This is a genomic window from Colwellia sp. MB3u-8, from assembly GCF_014076985.1.
GTDB lineage: Bacteria > Pseudomonadota > Gammaproteobacteria > Enterobacterales > Alteromonadaceae > Cognaticolwellia.
This window is the reverse complement of sequence record NZ_JACGVA010000061.1, coordinates 36,869-54,978: the sequence shown is the minus strand read 5'-3', so window position 1 is coordinate 54,978 and position 18,110 is coordinate 36,869. Positions and strand designations below refer to the sequence as shown.

The window sequence follows — 18,110 nt, the reverse complement described above, 5'->3', positions numbered from 1 at the left end:
TTGCTGGTTAAAAAATACCAGCTAATAATCTGTGTTTAAAGTCATAGATAAGTTGTTAAAATGTCGTATTAAGGAGTAAAACAGCTAAAGATCTACTTATTTATAGGGCAGATCTTAGTAATTACTGATTATATTGCTCGAAGACTACAAGTGTGTTGAAATTACAACCAATGTAATGGTGTCGGCTATATCGTTAACCAAGACAACAGCTATAGCCTCATAATTCTTAGGAATTACTGAGAAATATTGATGCCGTGCAATAAAATGTCATTAAATGTGGTCATTTTACTTAATACCATCGTATATAAAAAGGTACTATCTTTTAATCAACCGCTGTTGTAGGGTATCGCTTATGAAGTTATCTATATTAGAAATTATCTCGCTTGGCCGAAAGTACATGAATTTATGGCCCTCACGCGTTGAACTTGGTGAATACTTTATGGAGTATCAGGCGGTTAAAGTGAGCCGTTTGGTGTGTAAAGTGATGCCCGGCTTAGCACTGTTTTGCTTAATCTTACAGTTGTATTTTGGCTCTATGGCGGCTTTGCCTCAGGCGCTATTATATACATTTTGTATTATGAGCTTTCCATTACAAGCGTTGATTTTGATGGGTATTAAAGCCGATAAATTTCTTCCGCCTGCCTTAGCTAATTGGTATAAAGAAAGTGTCGCGCGTGTTAATCAAAGCGGTGGTGACATCAAGTTGTCAACTCAACGTCCACGTTATTTAGACTTGGCTCACTTATTAAACTTAAGCTATAAAAATAGCTATAAAACTTCTTAATTCGCTAGGCTGATAAGTAAAGTTTATCAGGAAAGGTTATGACTCATAATGCGATACAGTTAATCTGTAGCGCATTTTTTAGCTCGATTTTTGATAAAGCCTGATCAGAAAATCAGCCTGACAGATAAAGTCATGCTGACTTAATAAGCTTTCTTTGGCTTCTTTACTCGCCTTAAAAGCAAAGGGTGTCATAGCCAATAAATTTAGCGTGTCTTGACCCGTTTTTAAATGCATTTGATAAGAGATGTTTTCTTGGTGCACCAGTGCTAAATGTTCAATGGGCAATTTTTCTTCATCATGTTCTTTAGCGTCATGATAAATATGCTGTTTTAGTTGCATCAAATGCTGTTTTGCTGGTGTAACCGTTAACAAAAAACCACCGGCTGATAATACGCGCGTAAACTCTTTTTCTAAAATAGGCGCATAAACCGATATAATCCAAGAAAATAGGCTATCACTAAAAGGCAATTTTGATAACGTCGCGACACTAAAGTGACATTGTGGATATTTCTTGCCAGCTTTTTTTATTGCTTCTTTAGCAATATCAACACCATAAACAGTATTTTCAGTGTTTTTATGTTGATGAGTATAAAAGCCTTCACCACAACCGGCATCGAGCACAATCGTTGGCTTGCTAGCATCAGTAAGCACTTTTTCTTGGTATAAAGCGACGAGTCTATCAACCAAGGGTTGATAGTAACCTTGTTCTAAAAATGCTCGCCTAGCATTGACCATCGCCTTGTTATCACCAGGGTTTTTTGAATGCTTAAATTGCACGGGCAATAAATTTAAGTAATTTTCTTTCGCGCGATCAAAGCTATGATTATTCTCACAGCGAAACAGCTTTTCTTGATTTTGTAGAGGAAAACTACATATAGGGCATGCATAGTGGGTTGCAGTCATAGGGATCATTAATGTCTATTTTTAACAAAAAGGGGGCTAGCCCCTTGTTATAAGTATTCGGTTACTTGGAAAACTTTATTTACTGAACGTAGACCAAATGGGTGCATGATCAGACGGCTTTTCTATGGCCCTAAGTTCATAATCAATATCTGATTCAATACAGCGGCTAGCAAACTTTTTGGTTGCTAAGACCACATCAATACGTAAACCGCGATTATCATCAAAGCCACGAGAGCGATAATCAAACCATGAATATCTTTCTTCACGAGTTGGGTGTAATGACCTAAAGGTATCAATAAAACCCCAATCCATTAAGGTGGCTAACCATTGTCTTTCTTCTGGTTGGAAGCTACATTTCCCCGTTTTTAACCAGCGTTTTTTATTTGGCTCACCGATACCTATGTCTAAATCAGCAGGTGAAATATTAATATCACCGATCACCACAATATTTTCATCAGGGGTATGGTGCTCATTTAAGTATTGCATTAAATCTTTATAAAATTGACGCTTGTAAGGATATTTGGTTTCATGGGCAATATTTTCACCTTGTGGAAAATAACCATTTAATACGGTAACTTTTTCACCGTTCTCATCGGTGGTTTGCACCATGATCATGCGCTTTTGCGCTTCGTCATCATCGGTTGGAAAGCCTTTAGTGACCACGTCAGCGGCTTTTTTGCACAGCATAGCAACGCCATAATGCGCCTTTTGTCCATGAAAATAAACGTGATAGCCCATCGCCTCAACATCAGCGAGCGGGAATACTTCATCATGAACTTTAATTTCTTGTAGGCCAATAATATCGGGTTGATGTTTATCGATAATAGCTTGTAACTGATGCAAACGAGCGCGCAGGCCGTTAATATTAAATGAGATGATTTTCATATTGAAGCTCGATAATTATTTTGCGCTTATGCTACCAGAACTTAAGCAGTAGCAGTAGTAATATTGCGATGAAATTCAATGAGAATCGCTAAATTTAATCAACAATTAGCCCTTAAATAAAGGTGAGAATAAGCATCGTAGAATAACCGATTATAAGAGGCACTCATGAGGTAAATACATTACAGCTTGAGTCATTTTTTAAGGACGTTTGGCAGACCTACAGTGAATTAAACTGATTTTCGAGTATCAAAATATTTTTTTACCTAATTGTAATGCACAATTACCGTATATTTTTTACCCTTGTTATAAACTGCAATATTGCGCTATATTCGATTAGTGGTGGTTTTATCTACTAAAAAATTTTTACCAAGCTATTGAGTAAACTATTTATTAAAAACAGTTAAATATAAAAACAACAAAAAATTAACCTAAAAATTATCCGAGGGAAGGGAAATGCAAAGACGTGATTTTATAAAGCTTACTGGCGTAGGCGCGGGTGGGTTGATGTTGCCGATGTCTGGCTTCACGGTGTCAGCAGAGCAATTGTTAGATAAACCAATGGATGTGGCTTACAAGAAAAAATTAGCAGATATTGCTTTGAACGCCGCAAAAGCGAAAGGTGCGTCATATGCTGATGCGCGCATCGGTCGTTACCTCAATCAATTTGTTACGACACAAGAAAAGCGGGTTGATAATATTGTTAATACAGAATCTGCTGGTATTGGCATTCGTGTTATCGCCAATGGTACTTGGGGATTCGCTTCAACATCGAATATGACTCCTGATAGTATTGCTAAAACAGCGGAGAAAGCGGTAGCTGTGGCAATGGCTAACGCGAAATTTCAAACAGTTCCGGTGCAACTTGCCCCTGTAAAAGGGGTTGGAGAGGTCAGCTGGAATACACCGATTAAAAAGAATGCGCTTGAAATCCCCATCAAAGATAAAGTCGATTTGTTGTTATCGGTTAATGATGCGGCAATGTCTAATGGCGCCAATTATATCACCTCTATTTTATTTTTAGTCAATGAACAAAAGTATTTTGCTTCAACAGATGGCTCATATATTGATCAAGATGTGCATCGCTTATGGGCGCCATTTTTTGCTACTGCGGTTGGCAAGTCTGGCTTTAAACAACGGACCGGTTTAGGTAGTCCGGTGGGTATGGGCTTTGAATACTTAGACGGTAAAGAAGAAGATAAAATACGTATTTCAGGTGCTAATGTCGGTTATAAAAACTCTTACGACATGCTCGAAGATGCAACAGCAGCGGGTAAACAACTGCAAGCTAAGTTAAAGGCAAAATCTGTTGAACCGGGTAAATATGATTTAGTGTTAGACCCTGCACACTTGATGTTAACTATTCATGAATCTGTCGGGCATCCATTAGAGCTTGACCGCGTATTAGGTTATGAAGCTAATTTTGCCGGCACCAGTTTCGCCACGCTAGATAAATGGAAAAGCGGTAAATTTAACTACGGCGCGGATATTGTTAATTTATTTGCTGATAAGACTCAAGCTTATTCATTAGGTAATGTCGGTTATGATGACGAAGGCGTTAAGACGAAAGAATGGGATCTCGTTAAAGACGGTACCTTGGTCAACTATCAAGCCATTCGTGACCAGGTGCATATGATTGACCAAAAAGAATCCCATGGTTGTTGTTACTCACAAAGTTGGCGTGATGTGCAGTTTCAACGTATGCCTAATGTTTCCTTAACACCGAATAAAAAAGATTTGTCAGCTGATGATGTTATTAAAGATGTTGAAAATGGCATTTATATCGCAGGGCGTGGTTCATTTTCAATTGACCAACAGCGTTATAACTTTCAATTTGGTGGTCAATTATTTTTTGAAATAAAGAACGGTAAAATTACCGATCAAATTGAAGATGTTGCTTATCAATCAAACACCCAAGAGTTTTGGAATAGCTGTACTCAGCTAGCGGGTAAGTCTGATTATCGCCTAGGAGGGTCATTTTTTGACGGTAAAGGTCAACCTTCGCAAGTAAGCGCGGTTTCTCATGGTTGTCCAACGACACGTTTTAATAATATCAACGTGATCAATACCGCTCGTAACGTGTAATTCAACTCATGTTTGACGATAAAATAAGCATATAAGGAAGCAAAGCGTCATGACAATTTTAACAGAACAACACGCGAAAAATTTATTGCAAAAAGTACTTTCATTTTCTAAAGCGGATGAATGTGAGTGTAGTTTAGATGGACAAGTCGGTGGTAACATCCGAACCGCACGCAATACGGTTTCTACGTCCGGTGAACAAAGCGATTTAACCTTGGCTGTACAATCTACATTTGGTAAGAAAACCGGCGTTGCCACCATCAATGAGTTTGACGATGCTTCATTAATGAAAGTCGTGAAACGCTCTGAAGAGTTGGCAAAGTTGGCACCTGAAAATCCAGAAAACATGCCAATATTTTCTAAACAAACATACAGTAAACCTGATAGCGCATTTGACTCAACCTCGAATGTTACGCCTGATGATAGAGCACAAGCAGCACAAAATAGCATTAAACCCTCTAAAGCGAATAAATTGGTCTCATCAGGTTTTTTACAAGACGCGACAACCTTTGTGGCGATTATGAACAACAAAGGACTTTTTGCTTATAACAAAGCAACCAATGTCGAATTTACCGTGACTATTCGTACAGAAGACGGCAAAGGCTCAGGTTGGGTCAGTCGAGACTACAGTGACGTTAAACGCTTAAATACTAAAAAAGCATCGCAAGTTGCTATTGAGAAATCAATAGGTTCGGCTGACGCAAAAGAAATGGAACCTGGTAAATACACCGTTATTCTAGAGCCTGCAGCCAGTGTGCAACTGTTGAGTAATATGTTTGGTAGCATGAGTCAGCGTGCAGCTGATGAAGGCCGTAGCTTTTTAAGCAAAAAGCAAGAAGAAGGAAAAGAAGGTGGGCCAACTAATCGCTTAGGTGAAAAGCTTTTTGATGAACGTGTTCATATCTATTCAGATCCAATGAACAGTGAGGCACCCACAGCGCCGTTTGCGGCTAACGGGCATAGCGTTGCTAAAATTGACTGGATAAAAGGTGGCCGAGTGGTCAATATGCCAAACTCACCTTATTGGGCCAATAAAACCGGTGTAGATTATGCGCCTACCGCCTACACAGGTTCAGGTTTATTTGGTGGTCCAGCGCAAATTGTCATGGCAGGTGGTGATGACAGCATTGAAGATATGATCAAAGACACACGTCGGGGAATTCTTGTGACCCGTTTATGGTACATTCGTGCGTTAGACCCACAAACGCTTTTATACACTGGGCTTACGCGCGATGGCACTTTTTATATTGAAAATGGTAAAATAAAACATCCAATTAAAAACTTCCGTTTCAATGAAAGTCCAATCATTATGCTCAATAATATTGAAGCGTTAGGCAAACCACTGCGTATTAATGGCAGTATGATACCGCCGATGAAAATACGTGACTTCACCTTTAGCAGCTTGTCAGATGCTGTTTAGTGCAACTGAATAATTCAGGTTAAGCATAAAATTAATGAAAGACTAACCAGCAAAAGGGTAAACGAATAAGTTACGTTTACCCTTGTTTTTTCTCGGATGTTTATGAATCGACGTAATTTTATTCGCACCCTCTCGTTACTTTCTGTTGGCGCTTTAAGCACACCGTTTTTACGTTTGAGTGCGCAAGAGCAAATTGACTTTTTTTTTACTCGCTTGAGTTACGAGTCAGGTGATTGGGAGGTTGACGAAAGAATGCCTGCGAATGTATTAAATTCTTTAATTGAATACACAAGTTTACGGGTTGATATTAAAGAACGTATTATAGCGTTATCGAGTCCTCAAATGCTGGCCGCACCCTTTTGTTATTTAGCGGGCCATCGCTTAGTGCAATTTAATGTTGAAGAAAAACAAAATTTTCAACGTTATGTAGAAAATGGTGGTTTTGTTTTTGTCGATGATTGTAACCATGATATTGATGGCATGTTTGCTCGAAGTTTTGAGCGGCAAATGCGAGATATATTTGGCGAGCAAGCATTAAATAAAATTCCTAACGATCACCCCATATATTCCTCTTTTTTTAACTTTGAAGGCCCACCTAGAACCTCAGTTGAACTTAATGGTTGGGGGGATGATTTGGTGCATAACTATCTAAAAGCAATAGAAATTGATGGTCGTATTGCGGTGTTATACAGTAATAAAGATTTAGGCTGTGAATGGGATTATGACTTTCGCAACAAGCGTTGGCTAAAGGTCGATAATACTCGCTTTGCGGTTAATATTGTCATGTATGCAATGAATAGTTAGTGGCTAGCATAAACTCACCTCGAACTCGCATTAAGAGTGCCTAGCAATAAACAAGTTATAAAATGGATAATCAATGCAAGAACAACAAATAACCGTATTACTCGACAAGTTGAGTCAAGTTAGTGATGAAATAGCTAAAGTTATTGTGGGTCAACAGGACATAATTGATGAGTTATTGATCAGTGTGTTAGCTGGCGGCCATTGCTTACTAGAGGGTGTGCCAGGTCTCGCCAAAACTCTCATGGTAAGCTCACTAGCAAAAACACTCGCCCTTGATTTTAAACGCGTACAGTTTACGCCAGATTTAATGCCCAGTGATATTGTAGGCACCGAAATTTTGGAAACGGATCATGAAACAGGTGAACGCTTTTTTAAATTTCAAAAAGGGCCCGTATTTACCCATATTTTATTAGCGGATGAAATTAACCGCACACCACCTAAAACCCAAGCCGCTTTATTAGAAGCGATGCAAGAGCGTCGAATAAGTTATGCAGGCACCACTTATGATCTACCTAAACCCTTCTTTGTTTTAGCAACGCAAAATCCAGTTGAACAAGCGGGCACTTATCCATTGCCTGAAGCTCAGCTTGATCGCTTTGTCATGTTTATTCGTGTCGGATACCCAACGGAGCAGGAAGAAATTGAAATTATTAAACGTACCACAGGCAACGATCATAATAAACTTAGCGCTATACTCAGTGCTGACGATATTATCGCGTTACAAAATCTTGTGCGCAGTGTCACGGCATCGAATGAATTGCTGGTTTACGCCGCAGGCTTAGCGCGAGCGACACGGCCTGACAAGCACCAAGGTGAGCAGGATGAAAATGTTAATGAACAGACAAATGAGCCTTGCCAAAGTGTTAATGAGCATGTGCGCTGGGGCGCAGGTCCTAGAGCAGGACAAGCTCTTATATTATGCGCAAAAGCCCGGGCATTAATGTTAGGACGTTATGCTATAACCGTCACTGATATTCGCTTTGTTGCACCGGCCGTATTACGACATAGAATTTTAGTTAACTTCCAAGCAGAGGCGTTAAATATTACCCCAGATAATATTATTGATGACCTGTTGGCATTTGTTGCAGTGCCAACAAGTCCACTGCAATAAAGCGGGTTATCACGTATGCAACAACCTTATTTTGATGCTCAAACCTTATTGCGTATTAAAGATCTGCCGTTGGCAATTAAAACCCTAGCACAAGGTTTTTTACATGGCGTCCATGCTAGCCATCGACGTGGTGTTGGCGTTGAGTTTAGCCAATTTAGATCATACGAACCGGGTGACGAGCTCAGTAAAATAGATTGGAAATTATTTGCGCGCTCAGATAAATACTTTGTGCGTGAAGCTGAACGAGAAAGCGAGGTAAATGTTTGGTTAGTGCTAGATTGCAGTGAGTCTATGCTACAACAATCTACGCGGATAACCGGACAAAACTCAGAGAAGTCATCAATAATTGGCCAGTGGAATAAATTAGATTATGCTCGCTACTTAGCGGCCACTATTGCCTATTTGGCACAAAAACAGGGTGATGCTGTTGGCTTTTTAGCCCTGTCTGGCGAAACAAAACAGCAAGTAGCGGCTTTGCCTGGAGAGCGTCACTGGCAAAAATTATTACTAGCATTAACACAATTAAAAGCCAGTGGCACTTTTCCTGATACTCAGGCGATATTAAGGCTATTGGGGGCAGTGCGAAAAAACGGCTTGGTTGTGGTCATTAGTGATTTTCATCAATTAAATGATGAACTACTGACCTTAACTGCAAAATTGAGTAATCGGCATACCGATGTCGTGGCATTTCATCTGGACAGTGATGATGAGATTAACTTTCCCTACCAAGGCGTAGTTAAGTTTCAAGACCTAGAAACGGGCGAACAGCGTAATGTATCAACAAAGCAAGTTCGTGCAGCTTATCTGGACAATAAAAAACGCTCAGATGATGCCTTAAAAGCACAATTGCTATTGCAAAATATACATTATTTTAAGGCTAATATTGATCAAGCTTTAGATCAAACTTTAGTGGACTTTCTTGCTGTAAGAGCCAGAGGAAATCACCAGTGATGGCGAGTAATCTGCCATTAATAGTCGTGCAGTCGCCGTGGGCTTTTGCAGCGTTATTGGCTTTAGCTGTACCCTTGGTGCTGCATTTAATCAGTAAAAGTCAGGCCAAACTAGTTAAATTTGCCAATATTGCATTAATTGACTCGTTGCAACCAAAAAATATGCGACACATTCATTTAACTGAATTTTGGTTATTGTTGTTACGTATTTTGTTGCTTGTTGTATCGATATTACTGTTAGCTAACATTATGATCAATAAGTCTTTAATTTCAAATGAAACCGTGTTTGTGGTTAGCCCTGATTGGTTAAACCAAAGTGATGACGCTGAGCGGCAACAGCTAGTAAACAAGCATTTAAACAAGCCCATATACCTGTTAGCCCGTAACACCAAACTTATCAGTGCTGATAAAATACTGACTTGGCAAAAACAAGAAAATAGTACTGAAAACAAGTTAACTTCACCGCCGCAAAATATACTGCTACATCTTGATTACTTTAGTCAGTTACTGGCACCAGAAACTGACATAAAACTGTTTGTTACTGACCGAGCCAGTCAATATCAGGTTAATCAGTTAAAGACAAACATAAGGCTAACCAACATCATTGACTGGCAAATAAAAAACCTTGTTAGCCAGAGCGAAAGACATTATAACAAAGCGATAAAAGTGCTGATTGTTTATGACCAAGACCGTTTTGTAGATCTGAAGTATTTTCAACAAGCCTTGAGCTTAATTAAGCAACAAGTTGCGCCAAAATTGCTGTTATCACACTGGCTAAATGAAGGTTTAGAAAATTCAGTTCCGTATCAGCAAGCTATGCAAGAGCAACCCGATTGGTTGTTTTATTTAAGTTCTAAGCAGGTTGATCATCATATTGTTAACGCGATGACGGCGGGGACAAACCTTTTTGTTGATGCCGAAAATGCCAAAGTTAATTTAATGCTCAGCTCTGCGTTGAGTATCAATCAAAACAGTACTTATTTGCTCAGCGCTGAGGCGGTTTTTTATCAACGCGCCTTACCATTAGTAGTAGCTAAGCAACTTAAAGGTAAAAAATTTACAAAAAGCGATGAAGTGCTTTGGCAGTTTACTCAGCAAGATGGCTTAAAATTGCCTATGTTGACTAAATCGACTATGAATTATCATCGCGAAGCGAGAGAAAATTTAGTTACTGAAAATGCGCGAGTAAAAAGCAGCAAGCAAGCAAGTTATGTCTATCAACTCTATTCGAGATTCTCACCATCGTGGAGCAATTTATTGGTCACGAAACCATTCCCACTTTTTTTACAAAACTTATTATTTGGCCAGTGGCAAAATGACGCTTTAGCTGCGCAAAAAACGTTAACCAGAGAGCAAATGCGTCAGCTGGTTTATTTGCCAGACCGCACTAAATCAGAAAATGCTAAATCACCGTTTCCTAAATCCAAAAACGCTGAATCAGCAGCATTTGCTAAAGCTACTCCGTTAGTCATTACCGAGTTAAAAACGGCTAAAGCCTTAATAGTACAGCAGCAAGATAACGCTGATTTTTGGACTGAATTGTTTGTGGTTTTATTCATTTTACTTTGGACATTAGAGCGTATTTTAAGTGAATTTTTTCGTCCAAAAATCTCTATAGACAGTAAGAGAAAAAATCAGCGAAATGATGATGTTCAAGCTGTAAACGCGCAGGCAGTGAAATCAACTAAGGTTGTTGATTAATGTCTAATGTTAATAACAATAACCAGCAAAAATCCGCGATTAATAGCCATTTAAATCATCTATTAGTCCGTTGGCGAGGGCAGTTTTTACACCAGCAGATGTTGTTATTTTTTCCAAAATTTTTAGCTATCGTCATTACAACGGCGTTTGCTTTAGTAAGCTTTAATCTTTTAAGCATTGAAAGTGCTGTGCTGATATTTATAAGCGCACTTTTTGTTGGACTGTTTATTAAGCGAGTACTGACGATTCGAAGCAAAAATTACGCTAGCATTACGCTCAGTAACCTTATTGTTCACCTTAATGATCGCTTTTCAGCCCTTGAAGATAGTGCACAACTGTTATTACGTGCTGAACAGCAGTTATCAGCATTAGAAAAACTACAACACAGTAAAATTAAGCGCCGTTTAGACCATATTTTAAAACAACAAGCTCAAGTGAATTATCTCGAATTATCACCTCAGTTTGCGAAGCGAAAATTCGTTGTAGCCAATATTTTACTGGCCGTTTTACTGTTAATGTTGGCACTTGCCGATAGCTTGCAATTGTTTGATAAAGCCACATCTTGGTTTCAGCCGGCTATAAAAATTAAGCCTGTAGTAAAAAGAAACAGCGAAATTAAGCTCAATAAACCCCCGGTTGATATTTTGTCACAGCAAGTCATTATTGAGCCGCCTAGCTATAGTTTATTAAAGAATCAAGCCGTTATGTCAGTGTCAGCGTTACTTGATATTGACGCTTTAGTTGGCAGTTATGCAAGCTGGGTTTTTTATTTTTCGGAGCAAACAATGGATTATTATATTGTTTTCTCTAATGGAGAACGTCAGCAATTAACTCAACAAAAAAACGGCAGCTATAGTGCTAAGCGTAAATTAATCAAAAGTATGGTTTACCATTTAGCGGTTGAAAATACGGCACAGCCAGTGTCAGAAAAATTTGCCGCGATTAAGCGTATTCAACTAACCGCGGATCAAGCACCAAAAATTCGTTTTATTAATCCAAAAAGCACGGTGACAGAATATGGTAAAAATAGTACACCGAGCTTAATGGCTCAAGTGCAAATATCAGATGATTTTGCTGTTACTAAGGTTGAAATTTTAGCCTCAATAGCAAAAGGCTCCGGCGAAGGGGTTAAATTTAGAGATCAAATTTTTAGCTTCGAGAGAAGTGAACTGCTTGATAACAAAATGCATTATTATAAAAGCTGGTCATTGACTGACTTGGCTATGGAGCCTGGCGATGAACTCTATTTTAGTATTTTAGCTACTGACAATCGTCAGCCTGAACCTCAGCAAACCCGATCGGCAACGAAAATTATCCGTTGGCTAGAGGAAGATCAAACAGGCATTAATGCCGACGGTATAATGATTGACTTTATGCCAGCGTATTTTAAAAGCCAGCGGCAAATTATTATTGAAACTATAGCGCTTATTGAAGATAAAACTGGCCTTGATCCAAGCAGGTTTACTGAAAGCTCAGAATTGTTGGGCGTAGCACAAAGTGCCCTGAAGCAAAAGTACGGCCAATATTTAGGCGATGAGTTTGAAGGGCCAAATAATCTTGGTGTGACATTTGATGAAAGTCATAGTACTGCTGAGCCGCATAGACCACAAATACAAGTGCACGATGAACTTAGTGGTAGTAGTAACGCCGTGATCACCGCTGCGGATGAACAATTGCATGATGATATGACGAGCCATGATCATGCCAGTGATAGCGTAAATAACCGCAACAATACTGACGTTTCTGGGCGTATAGCGCTGATTAATCGCTATGGTCATAACCACGAAGATAGTGATGTCGGGGTAATGACCAGCCAAGATCCGCGAGCTTTAATGAAAAAAAGCCTGTCTAATATGTGGCAAGCAGAGCTGCATTTAATGTTGTCAGAGCCATCACTAGCCTTACCTTTTGAACAACAAGCACTTAAGTTGCTAAACTTAGCAAAAACAGCTGAGCGCATCTATACAAAACGTTTGGGCTTTGAACCGCCACCTGTGACTGAGCAGCGCCGTTATCAAGGAGAGCAAACAGATATTTTAGCTAAAACCTTACAGGTATCTCGTTTTGAAACTGAACAGTTATCTAATCAAGATCAGCTGGCCTTTCTTAAGTTTTTACAATTATTGAATAAATTTAGCCAACCTGTGTTATCTGTACCTTCATTTGTAAAACCTGCTGTTTTTTCTAATGTTAATCAGCCAAACAAGGAGCAAAATCACGGTAACATTAATCGAAAGTTAGCGGTTGACGAGTTAGCGCTTATTAATATGGTTAAGATAGGGATAGAAAAGCTTATTGATAAACGACCGGCATGGGTTCAGGTGCTAGTGGTCATTGAGCGTATATTGCTTGAACGGCAACTGAAATTAACGCAGTGCGATAATTGTCTTGTGTTATTAGCCACAAAGTTGGAGCAGTTAATACCTAATGCGACAGCCGCGCCTAACGGTAAAGAGCAAGATTTTTATGACCAACAACCAATAATTAAAAACTATAGTCAATTCTTAAAGGATAATTTGTGATTATGTTTTTAACTGATTTCTTAACGGCTAGTTATCGATTAACACTTAATAGCCCTTTACACTGGGCATTAGTGATATTGGCATCTATAGGTTTGGTGATTAGCTGTTTACTGATTTATCGACGCTTTAAAGACGATGTTTTTCATGATGAACAAAAAATAGCGCCATTGGGTGCTAGAAAAAAGTTACATTTTTTTTTATTGCTTTTTGGCAATATTATTGCCTTTATCAGTGTATTGTTATTTGTTTTACCTTTGGAAGAAAAAGCACAAACATCATCATTCGATGTTTTACTTACCCCAGGTTTTAAACACACGGCTAATGGTGATGATTTTAATCTTGTCGGTATAGATAAGACAAAAATACTGCAAGCGCTAACGTCTGCGGAACGTATTTGGTTGTTGGCCGAACAAGGTAATTCAAGCGCTGATGAACCATTATATCAATGGCTAGCTAAACATTATCAGCATAAAGTTTTTGTCACGAGTTCAGTGCAAGAAGTTACTGATTTTTGGTCAAAAAGGGTTGGTAAACAGCCGATGAATTTTCGAACCAATAACAATGTTCCGTCATTAGTACAGGTGTTTGGTGACGGACTAACAAAGTTACAATGGCAACATTTTCAAACTTTCAATGCACAACAAGGTATTCAACAGCGCCGCCAAGAAGGTACTCAACCAGAAGGCATTCAACAAGAAAAAAACAAGCAAAGATTAGCTAGTGTCAACTTTAGGTTCTTTGCCAGTAAAGCCATAATAGGTTTAAGCCATTTAACTTGGCCAAGGCAGTTAATTTTAGGGCAAGCATTGACTGTCACTGGGCAGTTGCAGCAACCTATTGACAATAATGCTCAGTTTCAGTTGAGTTTAGTCAATAATAATAATGTGCTCAGCAGCATTATTATTGCTGGTAATGAGCCTTTTTCGCTCACCACAACCAGCAAGTTTTCTGGTTTATTCAATTATCAATTAGTCTTGCGTGAGCGAGAAAAAACCTTATTACAACAAGGTTTATCGAGTAAAAAAGCACTAGTGGATATTAGCGAAGACATCGCTTTTAGCGTTGTGATGGGTAATCAACCACGCGTGTTGATTAAACAGTCAGCACCTTCATTTGAAACTCGACGCTTAAAACAATGGTTAAGTCAGGCAAATAGTGAAGTGCATATTATTAGTCAGATCAGTAAAAATAAATGGGCGCAGCAGCACATCAATGTCAAAAATACCAGTGAAGACAATGAAGATAACAGTAACGCTGTTATTAACAATGTAGATAAGAGCAAGCAACAAAATGTAGCTGAACAAGCCCATATTTTGCAGAAAAAATTGTTAGACAATTATGATGTCTTGATAATCGACAGTCGAATGTTGCTCGCTTTAGAAGAGAGTGAAATTCAAGCTTTATATCGCTCGGTAAACAAGGGGTTAGGTTTGCTGATCAAGGCTGATGCGACACTTTTAAAAATCGAAAAATCTAAGATAAATAAACTGCATAGACTGTTAAATTTATTTTCCATAAAGCCCGTTGATGTATCTTTAAGTCCGGTTATTGCCAATTGGCCAGGCAAACCTAGGGTAGAGATAAATCAAACAATAACACCGCAAACCGCTGCTATTGCGATAAACGCCAAAGTGGGGGGCAATATCAACTCAATCATTGTCGAACCTCTTGTCGAGTCAACAACAGGGCAAACCTTAGTAGCAAAACAATCATTAGGACTTGGTAGCCTTGCCATATCATCGCTTAACCAAACGTACCAATGGTCACTGCAAGCAAGCCCCGAGGTTTATAGTCATTATTGGCAATATATATTGTCCAAAATATCTCGCAGTGAAAGCACTACTCGCTGGTTATCACCCATGCCAACAATTTTAGCGCAGGTAAATCAATATCAAGATATTTGTTTAATTTCGCCATTAGAAACGATTTCTTCTCCGCAAATGCAATTAATGGCCTTGGTGTTATCAAAGCATAAAAAATGTGGTCAATTTTCGGCTGACCAAGCAGGTTGGTATATGTTTCAGGCCTTGGACGATAATCAAGCGTTATTGGCAAAGCAAGCACAATATTTTTATCCAGCTGAAAACTTTTTAGCCTGGCAACAAGCGGATAAACACCAAGCCAGTGAAGGTTTTATGAAAATTATGGCTTTATCTCGTGATGATTTTATTGCAGCCGATACTTATCAACCGATAAATAAAATTTATCTTTGGTTGTGCATGTTTATCTCGCTAGGCCTGTTGTGGATTGAACGTAAATGGCAAACAAATTAAGTTTGCTCAAACGCTAATGCGACAAAGTCATACCAATTTCATTAATTAGGTGGTCTACTTTATACGCAGGAAAAATGGCCAAGTACAAGGCATTTATTTTAATAACTAGTTGTTCTAATTATTAAATCAATAACGCAGTAGTGGGTTATTTTAACCAGTAAAAATGATCAGATAATTAGTGAGATTGGTATCATTTAGCAGACCTATTGCTCTTAACAACAATCATCAATTTACAATAGGGTTAGTACTTAGGTAGCAAATAACTTTAGCGCGAAATGAGCTAGCGAATATCTTTTTGACTAAAGTGAAAGTCGATGGAGGCAATGATAAGCAAAAAGGCGCCAAATAGTATGGCCCAGTGTGCGCCAAATAAGGCTAATACACTGCCAATAAGCGCCATAAGCATATTAGCTAAACTAAAGGTGGTGGTAATTAAGCCCATAAGTTGTCCTTGTTCAATATCAGCATATTGCTCGGAAATATAAACCGGTAATAAACCATTGAAAAGTGCGATGGCGATGCCTATTACTGCATAAATAGGCCAAACACTGGTTGCTGACAATACAAGGTGTAAACTAAACAACAATGCCATTAACATCATGCCAACAATGGCACCCAATTTAAGCCCCAATAAGTATTTTAATTGCTTAACAAAAAACACACTGGTTATGGTCATAAATAAGGTTAAAACAACCGTTATATAACCAATATCAGGGCTAGTGAAATCAAAATTTTCCACCAACCAAACGGGGTAAAATTCGTAATAGGCATTCAGGCCAAGTGTTGCCAATAAATAAATTAAAAAGATACGTCTAATTTTTTTATTGGCGAGTAAGGCAAATGAGTTTTGTTTACTAAAAAGTTGAGAGAATTTTATCTTTGGCTGATTGGATTTACTATTACCAGCAGGTAATATATAAGCGACGCTGATAAGGGCAATAACTATCGCAACGGCGGCGAAGTAGAAGACGGTATCTAAACCGTATATTGCCAGTAATCCACCGGCTAAAGGGCCGAGCAACCAACCTAAATAGCTGGTGGCATTTACTAGGCTAAAGGTGTGGGTCTTATCTAGCGTGGGCGATAAATCTACCGCTATCGCTTTCGCTATGCTGATATTACCTGAAAAAATGCCCGTAACAAAACGCGCTAAAATCAGCAGTAAAAAACTTTCAGCCATAACAGCTAAAGCGGATAACACATAACTAACGGCAGTTAAAATCAGGGTGATGATTAAGGTTTTTTTGCGACCATAAATACCTGAGGCAGCACCTAAAACTGAGCTTCCGAGAATAACCCCTAAAGGATATATCGCCAGTATAATGCCGAGTAATATTTTACTGGGTAAATCAGCAAAAGTGGTTAAAGGGCTAACTTCATTAAGAAAAAGAGGTGCTAATACAGGATAAGGTAAGGCAATGCCGGCACTGCTAAACAGCACCACCAGCATGACAGAAAATAAGGTTTTTTTTGCTTTTAACTGTTCAGTAATTAAGGTGTTTTTTGCAGATGTTTTAACTTTAGTAGCGTGAATCGTCATAACGAATATTTATATAATACAGTAGGTATAATGCCTATTGATTATATAATAAGTTAGCTTTATAACTAAGTAAAAAGTTTCAATTTCTATCAACGCAGCGATAGTGGCGATAAGCACTTTTGCATCATAAAATGATAGCAAAGTATCATAAAACTCTATTGGTCAGTACTGGTGTAATTAATTGTAATTTCAAGGTAATAAGTTGTACTATTGCCGTAACACCTTGTACATAGTGTTGTTAATTAATAATAAACATTTTATGCTTGTAGAGTGATTCATATTTTCAATGGTTGTTATTGATTGATTAGCGTAAACATTGACCGTGTTCATCAACCAGCCATGAAAATGCTGTTAATACAGCGTAATAAAGTAGGAGCAGTTAATGTCAGATAGTGAATTGTTAGTTAAAAAAATATTACTCGTTGAGGATGACCGTCAGTTGTCTGATCTAGTCGCTGAGTTTTTAGAAAATGAAGGTTATCACGTTAAGCAAGAGTTTAGAGGCGACACGGTAGAAAAGCGAGTTGATAAATTCGTTCCTGATTTGATTATTTTAGACATTATGCTACCGGGTAAAGATGGATTTGCTGTTTGTAAAGATTTACGGCCTAACTTTAAAGGCCCAATTTTAATGCTAACTGCGAAAGGCACAGACTTTGACCAAGTGTTAGGTTTGGAAATTGGTGCCGATGACTACGTGATTAAGCCTGTTGAGCCAAGAGTACTGCTTGCCCGTGTTAATGCGCTATTGCGTCGTGGCCAGTTGCCAACGGATGGTAAAGAAAATGCTAAAATTAATTGTGGTGAACTGCATATTAGCCGTGGTTCTAGACAAGTGACATTGCATGGCGAAAATGTTGACCTGACTAGCCAAGAGTTTGACTTACTCTGGCTATTAGCTAGTCGTTCAGGCGAAGTACAGAATCGTGATTATATTTATAAAGCGGTTGTTGGTCGCGAATACGACGGCATGGATAGAAGTGTTGATGTGCGTATATCACGCTTGCGTAAAAAATTACACGATAGTAATGAAACTCCTTTTCGTATTAAAACCATTTGGGGACAAGGCTATTTATTTGTTCCAGATGCCTGGAGTTAACTATTATTTTAGTGTGTAAGCTGGTGAGCTGTTATAGCG

The 18,110-nt window shown here is 38.6% G+C and carries 13 protein-coding genes; 10 read left to right on the top strand and 3 right to left on the bottom strand.

Features of this window, described 5'->3' with window-relative positions; genetic code table 11:
* Positions 1–352 precede the first annotated feature (352 nt).
* Positions 353–784 carry a terminus macrodomain insulation protein YfbV gene (gene yfbV / locus H4J54_RS08910; protein WP_182190532.1) on the top strand — a complete coding sequence of 144 codons (432 nt, stop codon included), beginning with the start codon at positions 353–355 and terminating at the stop codon, positions 782–784.
* A 78-nt stretch (positions 785–862) separates the two neighbouring features.
* Here yfbV and rlmA read toward each other — a convergent pair whose 3' ends face one another.
* Both rlmA and xthA read right to left on the bottom strand, forming a co-directional pair.
* Entirely contained in the window at positions 863–1,687 is an 825-nt protein-coding gene (rlmA, locus tag H4J54_RS08905; RefSeq protein WP_259367029.1) for a 23S rRNA (guanine(745)-N(1))-methyltransferase, read from the bottom strand.
* Between the two features lie 75 nt (positions 1,688–1,762).
* Complete coding sequence (gene xthA, locus H4J54_RS08900) at positions 1,763–2,572, bottom strand: exodeoxyribonuclease III (RefSeq protein WP_182190530.1); 810 nt, start codon at positions 2,570–2,572, stop codon at positions 1,763–1,765.
* Positions 2,573–3,025: 453 nt separating this feature from the next.
* Here xthA and H4J54_RS08895 point away from each other — a divergent pair, with 453 nt between their 5' ends.
* From H4J54_RS08895 to H4J54_RS08860, 8 genes are all read left to right on the top strand, one after another.
* A complete protein-coding gene (locus H4J54_RS08895; protein WP_182190529.1) occupies positions 3,026–4,654 on the top strand; it encodes a TldD/PmbA family protein in 1,629 nt (542 codons plus the stop codon).
* Positions 4,655–4,703: 49 nt separating this feature from the next.
* Positions 4,704–6,071: a TldD/PmbA family protein gene (locus tag H4J54_RS08890; RefSeq protein WP_182190528.1), complete on the top strand. Its 1,368-nt coding sequence runs from the start codon at positions 4,704–4,706 to the stop codon at positions 6,069–6,071.
* Between the two features lie 102 nt (positions 6,072–6,173).
* A complete protein-coding gene (locus H4J54_RS08885; RefSeq protein ID WP_182190527.1) occupies positions 6,174–6,875 on the top strand; it encodes a DUF4159 domain-containing protein in 702 nt (233 codons plus the stop codon).
* Between the two features lie 73 nt (positions 6,876–6,948).
* Complete coding sequence (locus tag H4J54_RS08880) at positions 6,949–7,986, top strand: MoxR family ATPase (RefSeq protein WP_182190526.1); 1,038 nt, start codon at positions 6,949–6,951, stop codon at positions 7,984–7,986.
* Between the two features lie 15 nt (positions 7,987–8,001).
* Complete coding sequence (locus H4J54_RS08875; RefSeq protein ID WP_182190525.1) at positions 8,002–8,937, top strand: DUF58 domain-containing protein; 936 nt, start codon at positions 8,002–8,004, stop codon at positions 8,935–8,937.
* The gene (locus H4J54_RS08870; RefSeq protein WP_182190524.1) at positions 8,937–10,637 is read left to right on the top strand and encodes a BatA domain-containing protein; all 1,701 of its coding nucleotides are present in this window, start codon (positions 8,937–8,939) and stop codon (positions 10,635–10,637) included. The genes H4J54_RS08875 and H4J54_RS08870 overlap by 1 nt, the downstream gene beginning before the upstream one ends.
* Entirely contained in the window at positions 10,637–13,159 is a 2,523-nt protein-coding gene (locus tag H4J54_RS08865) for a hypothetical protein (RefSeq protein ID WP_182190523.1), read from the top strand. The genes H4J54_RS08870 and H4J54_RS08865 overlap by 1 nt, the downstream gene beginning before the upstream one ends.
* A gap of 2 nt (positions 13,160–13,161) precedes the next feature.
* Positions 13,162–15,432 (top strand): hypothetical protein, encoded by a 2,271-nt coding sequence (locus H4J54_RS08860; RefSeq protein ID WP_182190522.1) that lies wholly within the window; start codon positions 13,162–13,164, stop codon positions 15,430–15,432.
* 280 nt (positions 15,433–15,712) lie between these two features.
* On the opposite strand, the gene H4J54_RS08855 is transcribed toward H4J54_RS08860, so the two are convergent.
* On the bottom strand, positions 15,713–16,972 hold the full coding sequence (locus H4J54_RS08855; RefSeq protein WP_182190521.1) for an MFS transporter: 1,260 nt from the start codon (positions 16,970–16,972) through the stop codon (positions 15,713–15,715).
* Between the two features lie 382 nt (positions 16,973–17,354).
* Between H4J54_RS08855 and H4J54_RS08850 the strand changes: the two genes are divergently transcribed.
* Positions 17,355–18,071: a response regulator gene (locus H4J54_RS08850; RefSeq protein WP_182190520.1), complete on the top strand. Its 717-nt coding sequence runs from the start codon at positions 17,355–17,357 to the stop codon at positions 18,069–18,071.
* The last annotated feature ends 39 nt before the right edge of the window (positions 18,072–18,110 follow it).

Bases quoted from the DNA above. Each gene is read 5' to 3' on its own strand.
- H4J54_RS08880 (WP_182190526.1), top strand. From the start codon at position 6,949: ATGCAAGAACAACAAATAACCGTATTACTCGACAAGTTGAGTCAAGTT.
- H4J54_RS08870 (WP_182190524.1), top strand. From the start codon at position 8,937: ATGGCGAGTAATCTGCCATTAATAGTCGTGCAGTCGCCGTGGGCTTTT.
- H4J54_RS08860 (WP_182190522.1), top strand. From the start codon at position 13,162: ATGTTTTTAACTGATTTCTTAACGGCTAGTTATCGATTAACACTTAAT.
- H4J54_RS08850 (WP_182190520.1), top strand. From the start codon at position 17,355: ATGTCAGATAGTGAATTGTTAGTTAAAAAAATATTACTCGTTGAGGAT.
- H4J54_RS08875 (WP_182190525.1), top strand. From the start codon at position 8,002: ATGCAACAACCTTATTTTGATGCTCAAACCTTATTGCGTATTAAAGAT.
- H4J54_RS08895 (WP_182190529.1), top strand. From the start codon at position 3,026: ATGCAAAGACGTGATTTTATAAAGCTTACTGGCGTAGGCGCGGGTGGG.
- H4J54_RS08885 (WP_182190527.1), top strand. From the start codon at position 6,174: ATGAATCGACGTAATTTTATTCGCACCCTCTCGTTACTTTCTGTTGGC.
- H4J54_RS08855 (WP_182190521.1), bottom strand. From the start codon at position 16,972: ATGACGATTCACGCTACTAAAGTTAAAACATCTGCAAAAAACACCTTA.
- H4J54_RS08865 (WP_182190523.1), top strand. From the start codon at position 10,637: ATGTCTAATGTTAATAACAATAACCAGCAAAAATCCGCGATTAATAGC.
- rlmA (WP_259367029.1), bottom strand. From the start codon at position 1,687: ATGACTGCAACCCACTATGCATGCCCTATATGTAGTTTTCCTCTACAA.
- xthA (WP_182190530.1), bottom strand. From the start codon at position 2,572: ATGAAAATCATCTCATTTAATATTAACGGCCTGCGCGCTCGTTTGCAT.
- yfbV (WP_182190532.1), top strand. From the start codon at position 353: ATGAAGTTATCTATATTAGAAATTATCTCGCTTGGCCGAAAGTACATG.
- H4J54_RS08890 (WP_182190528.1), top strand. From the start codon at position 4,704: ATGACAATTTTAACAGAACAACACGCGAAAAATTTATTGCAAAAAGTA.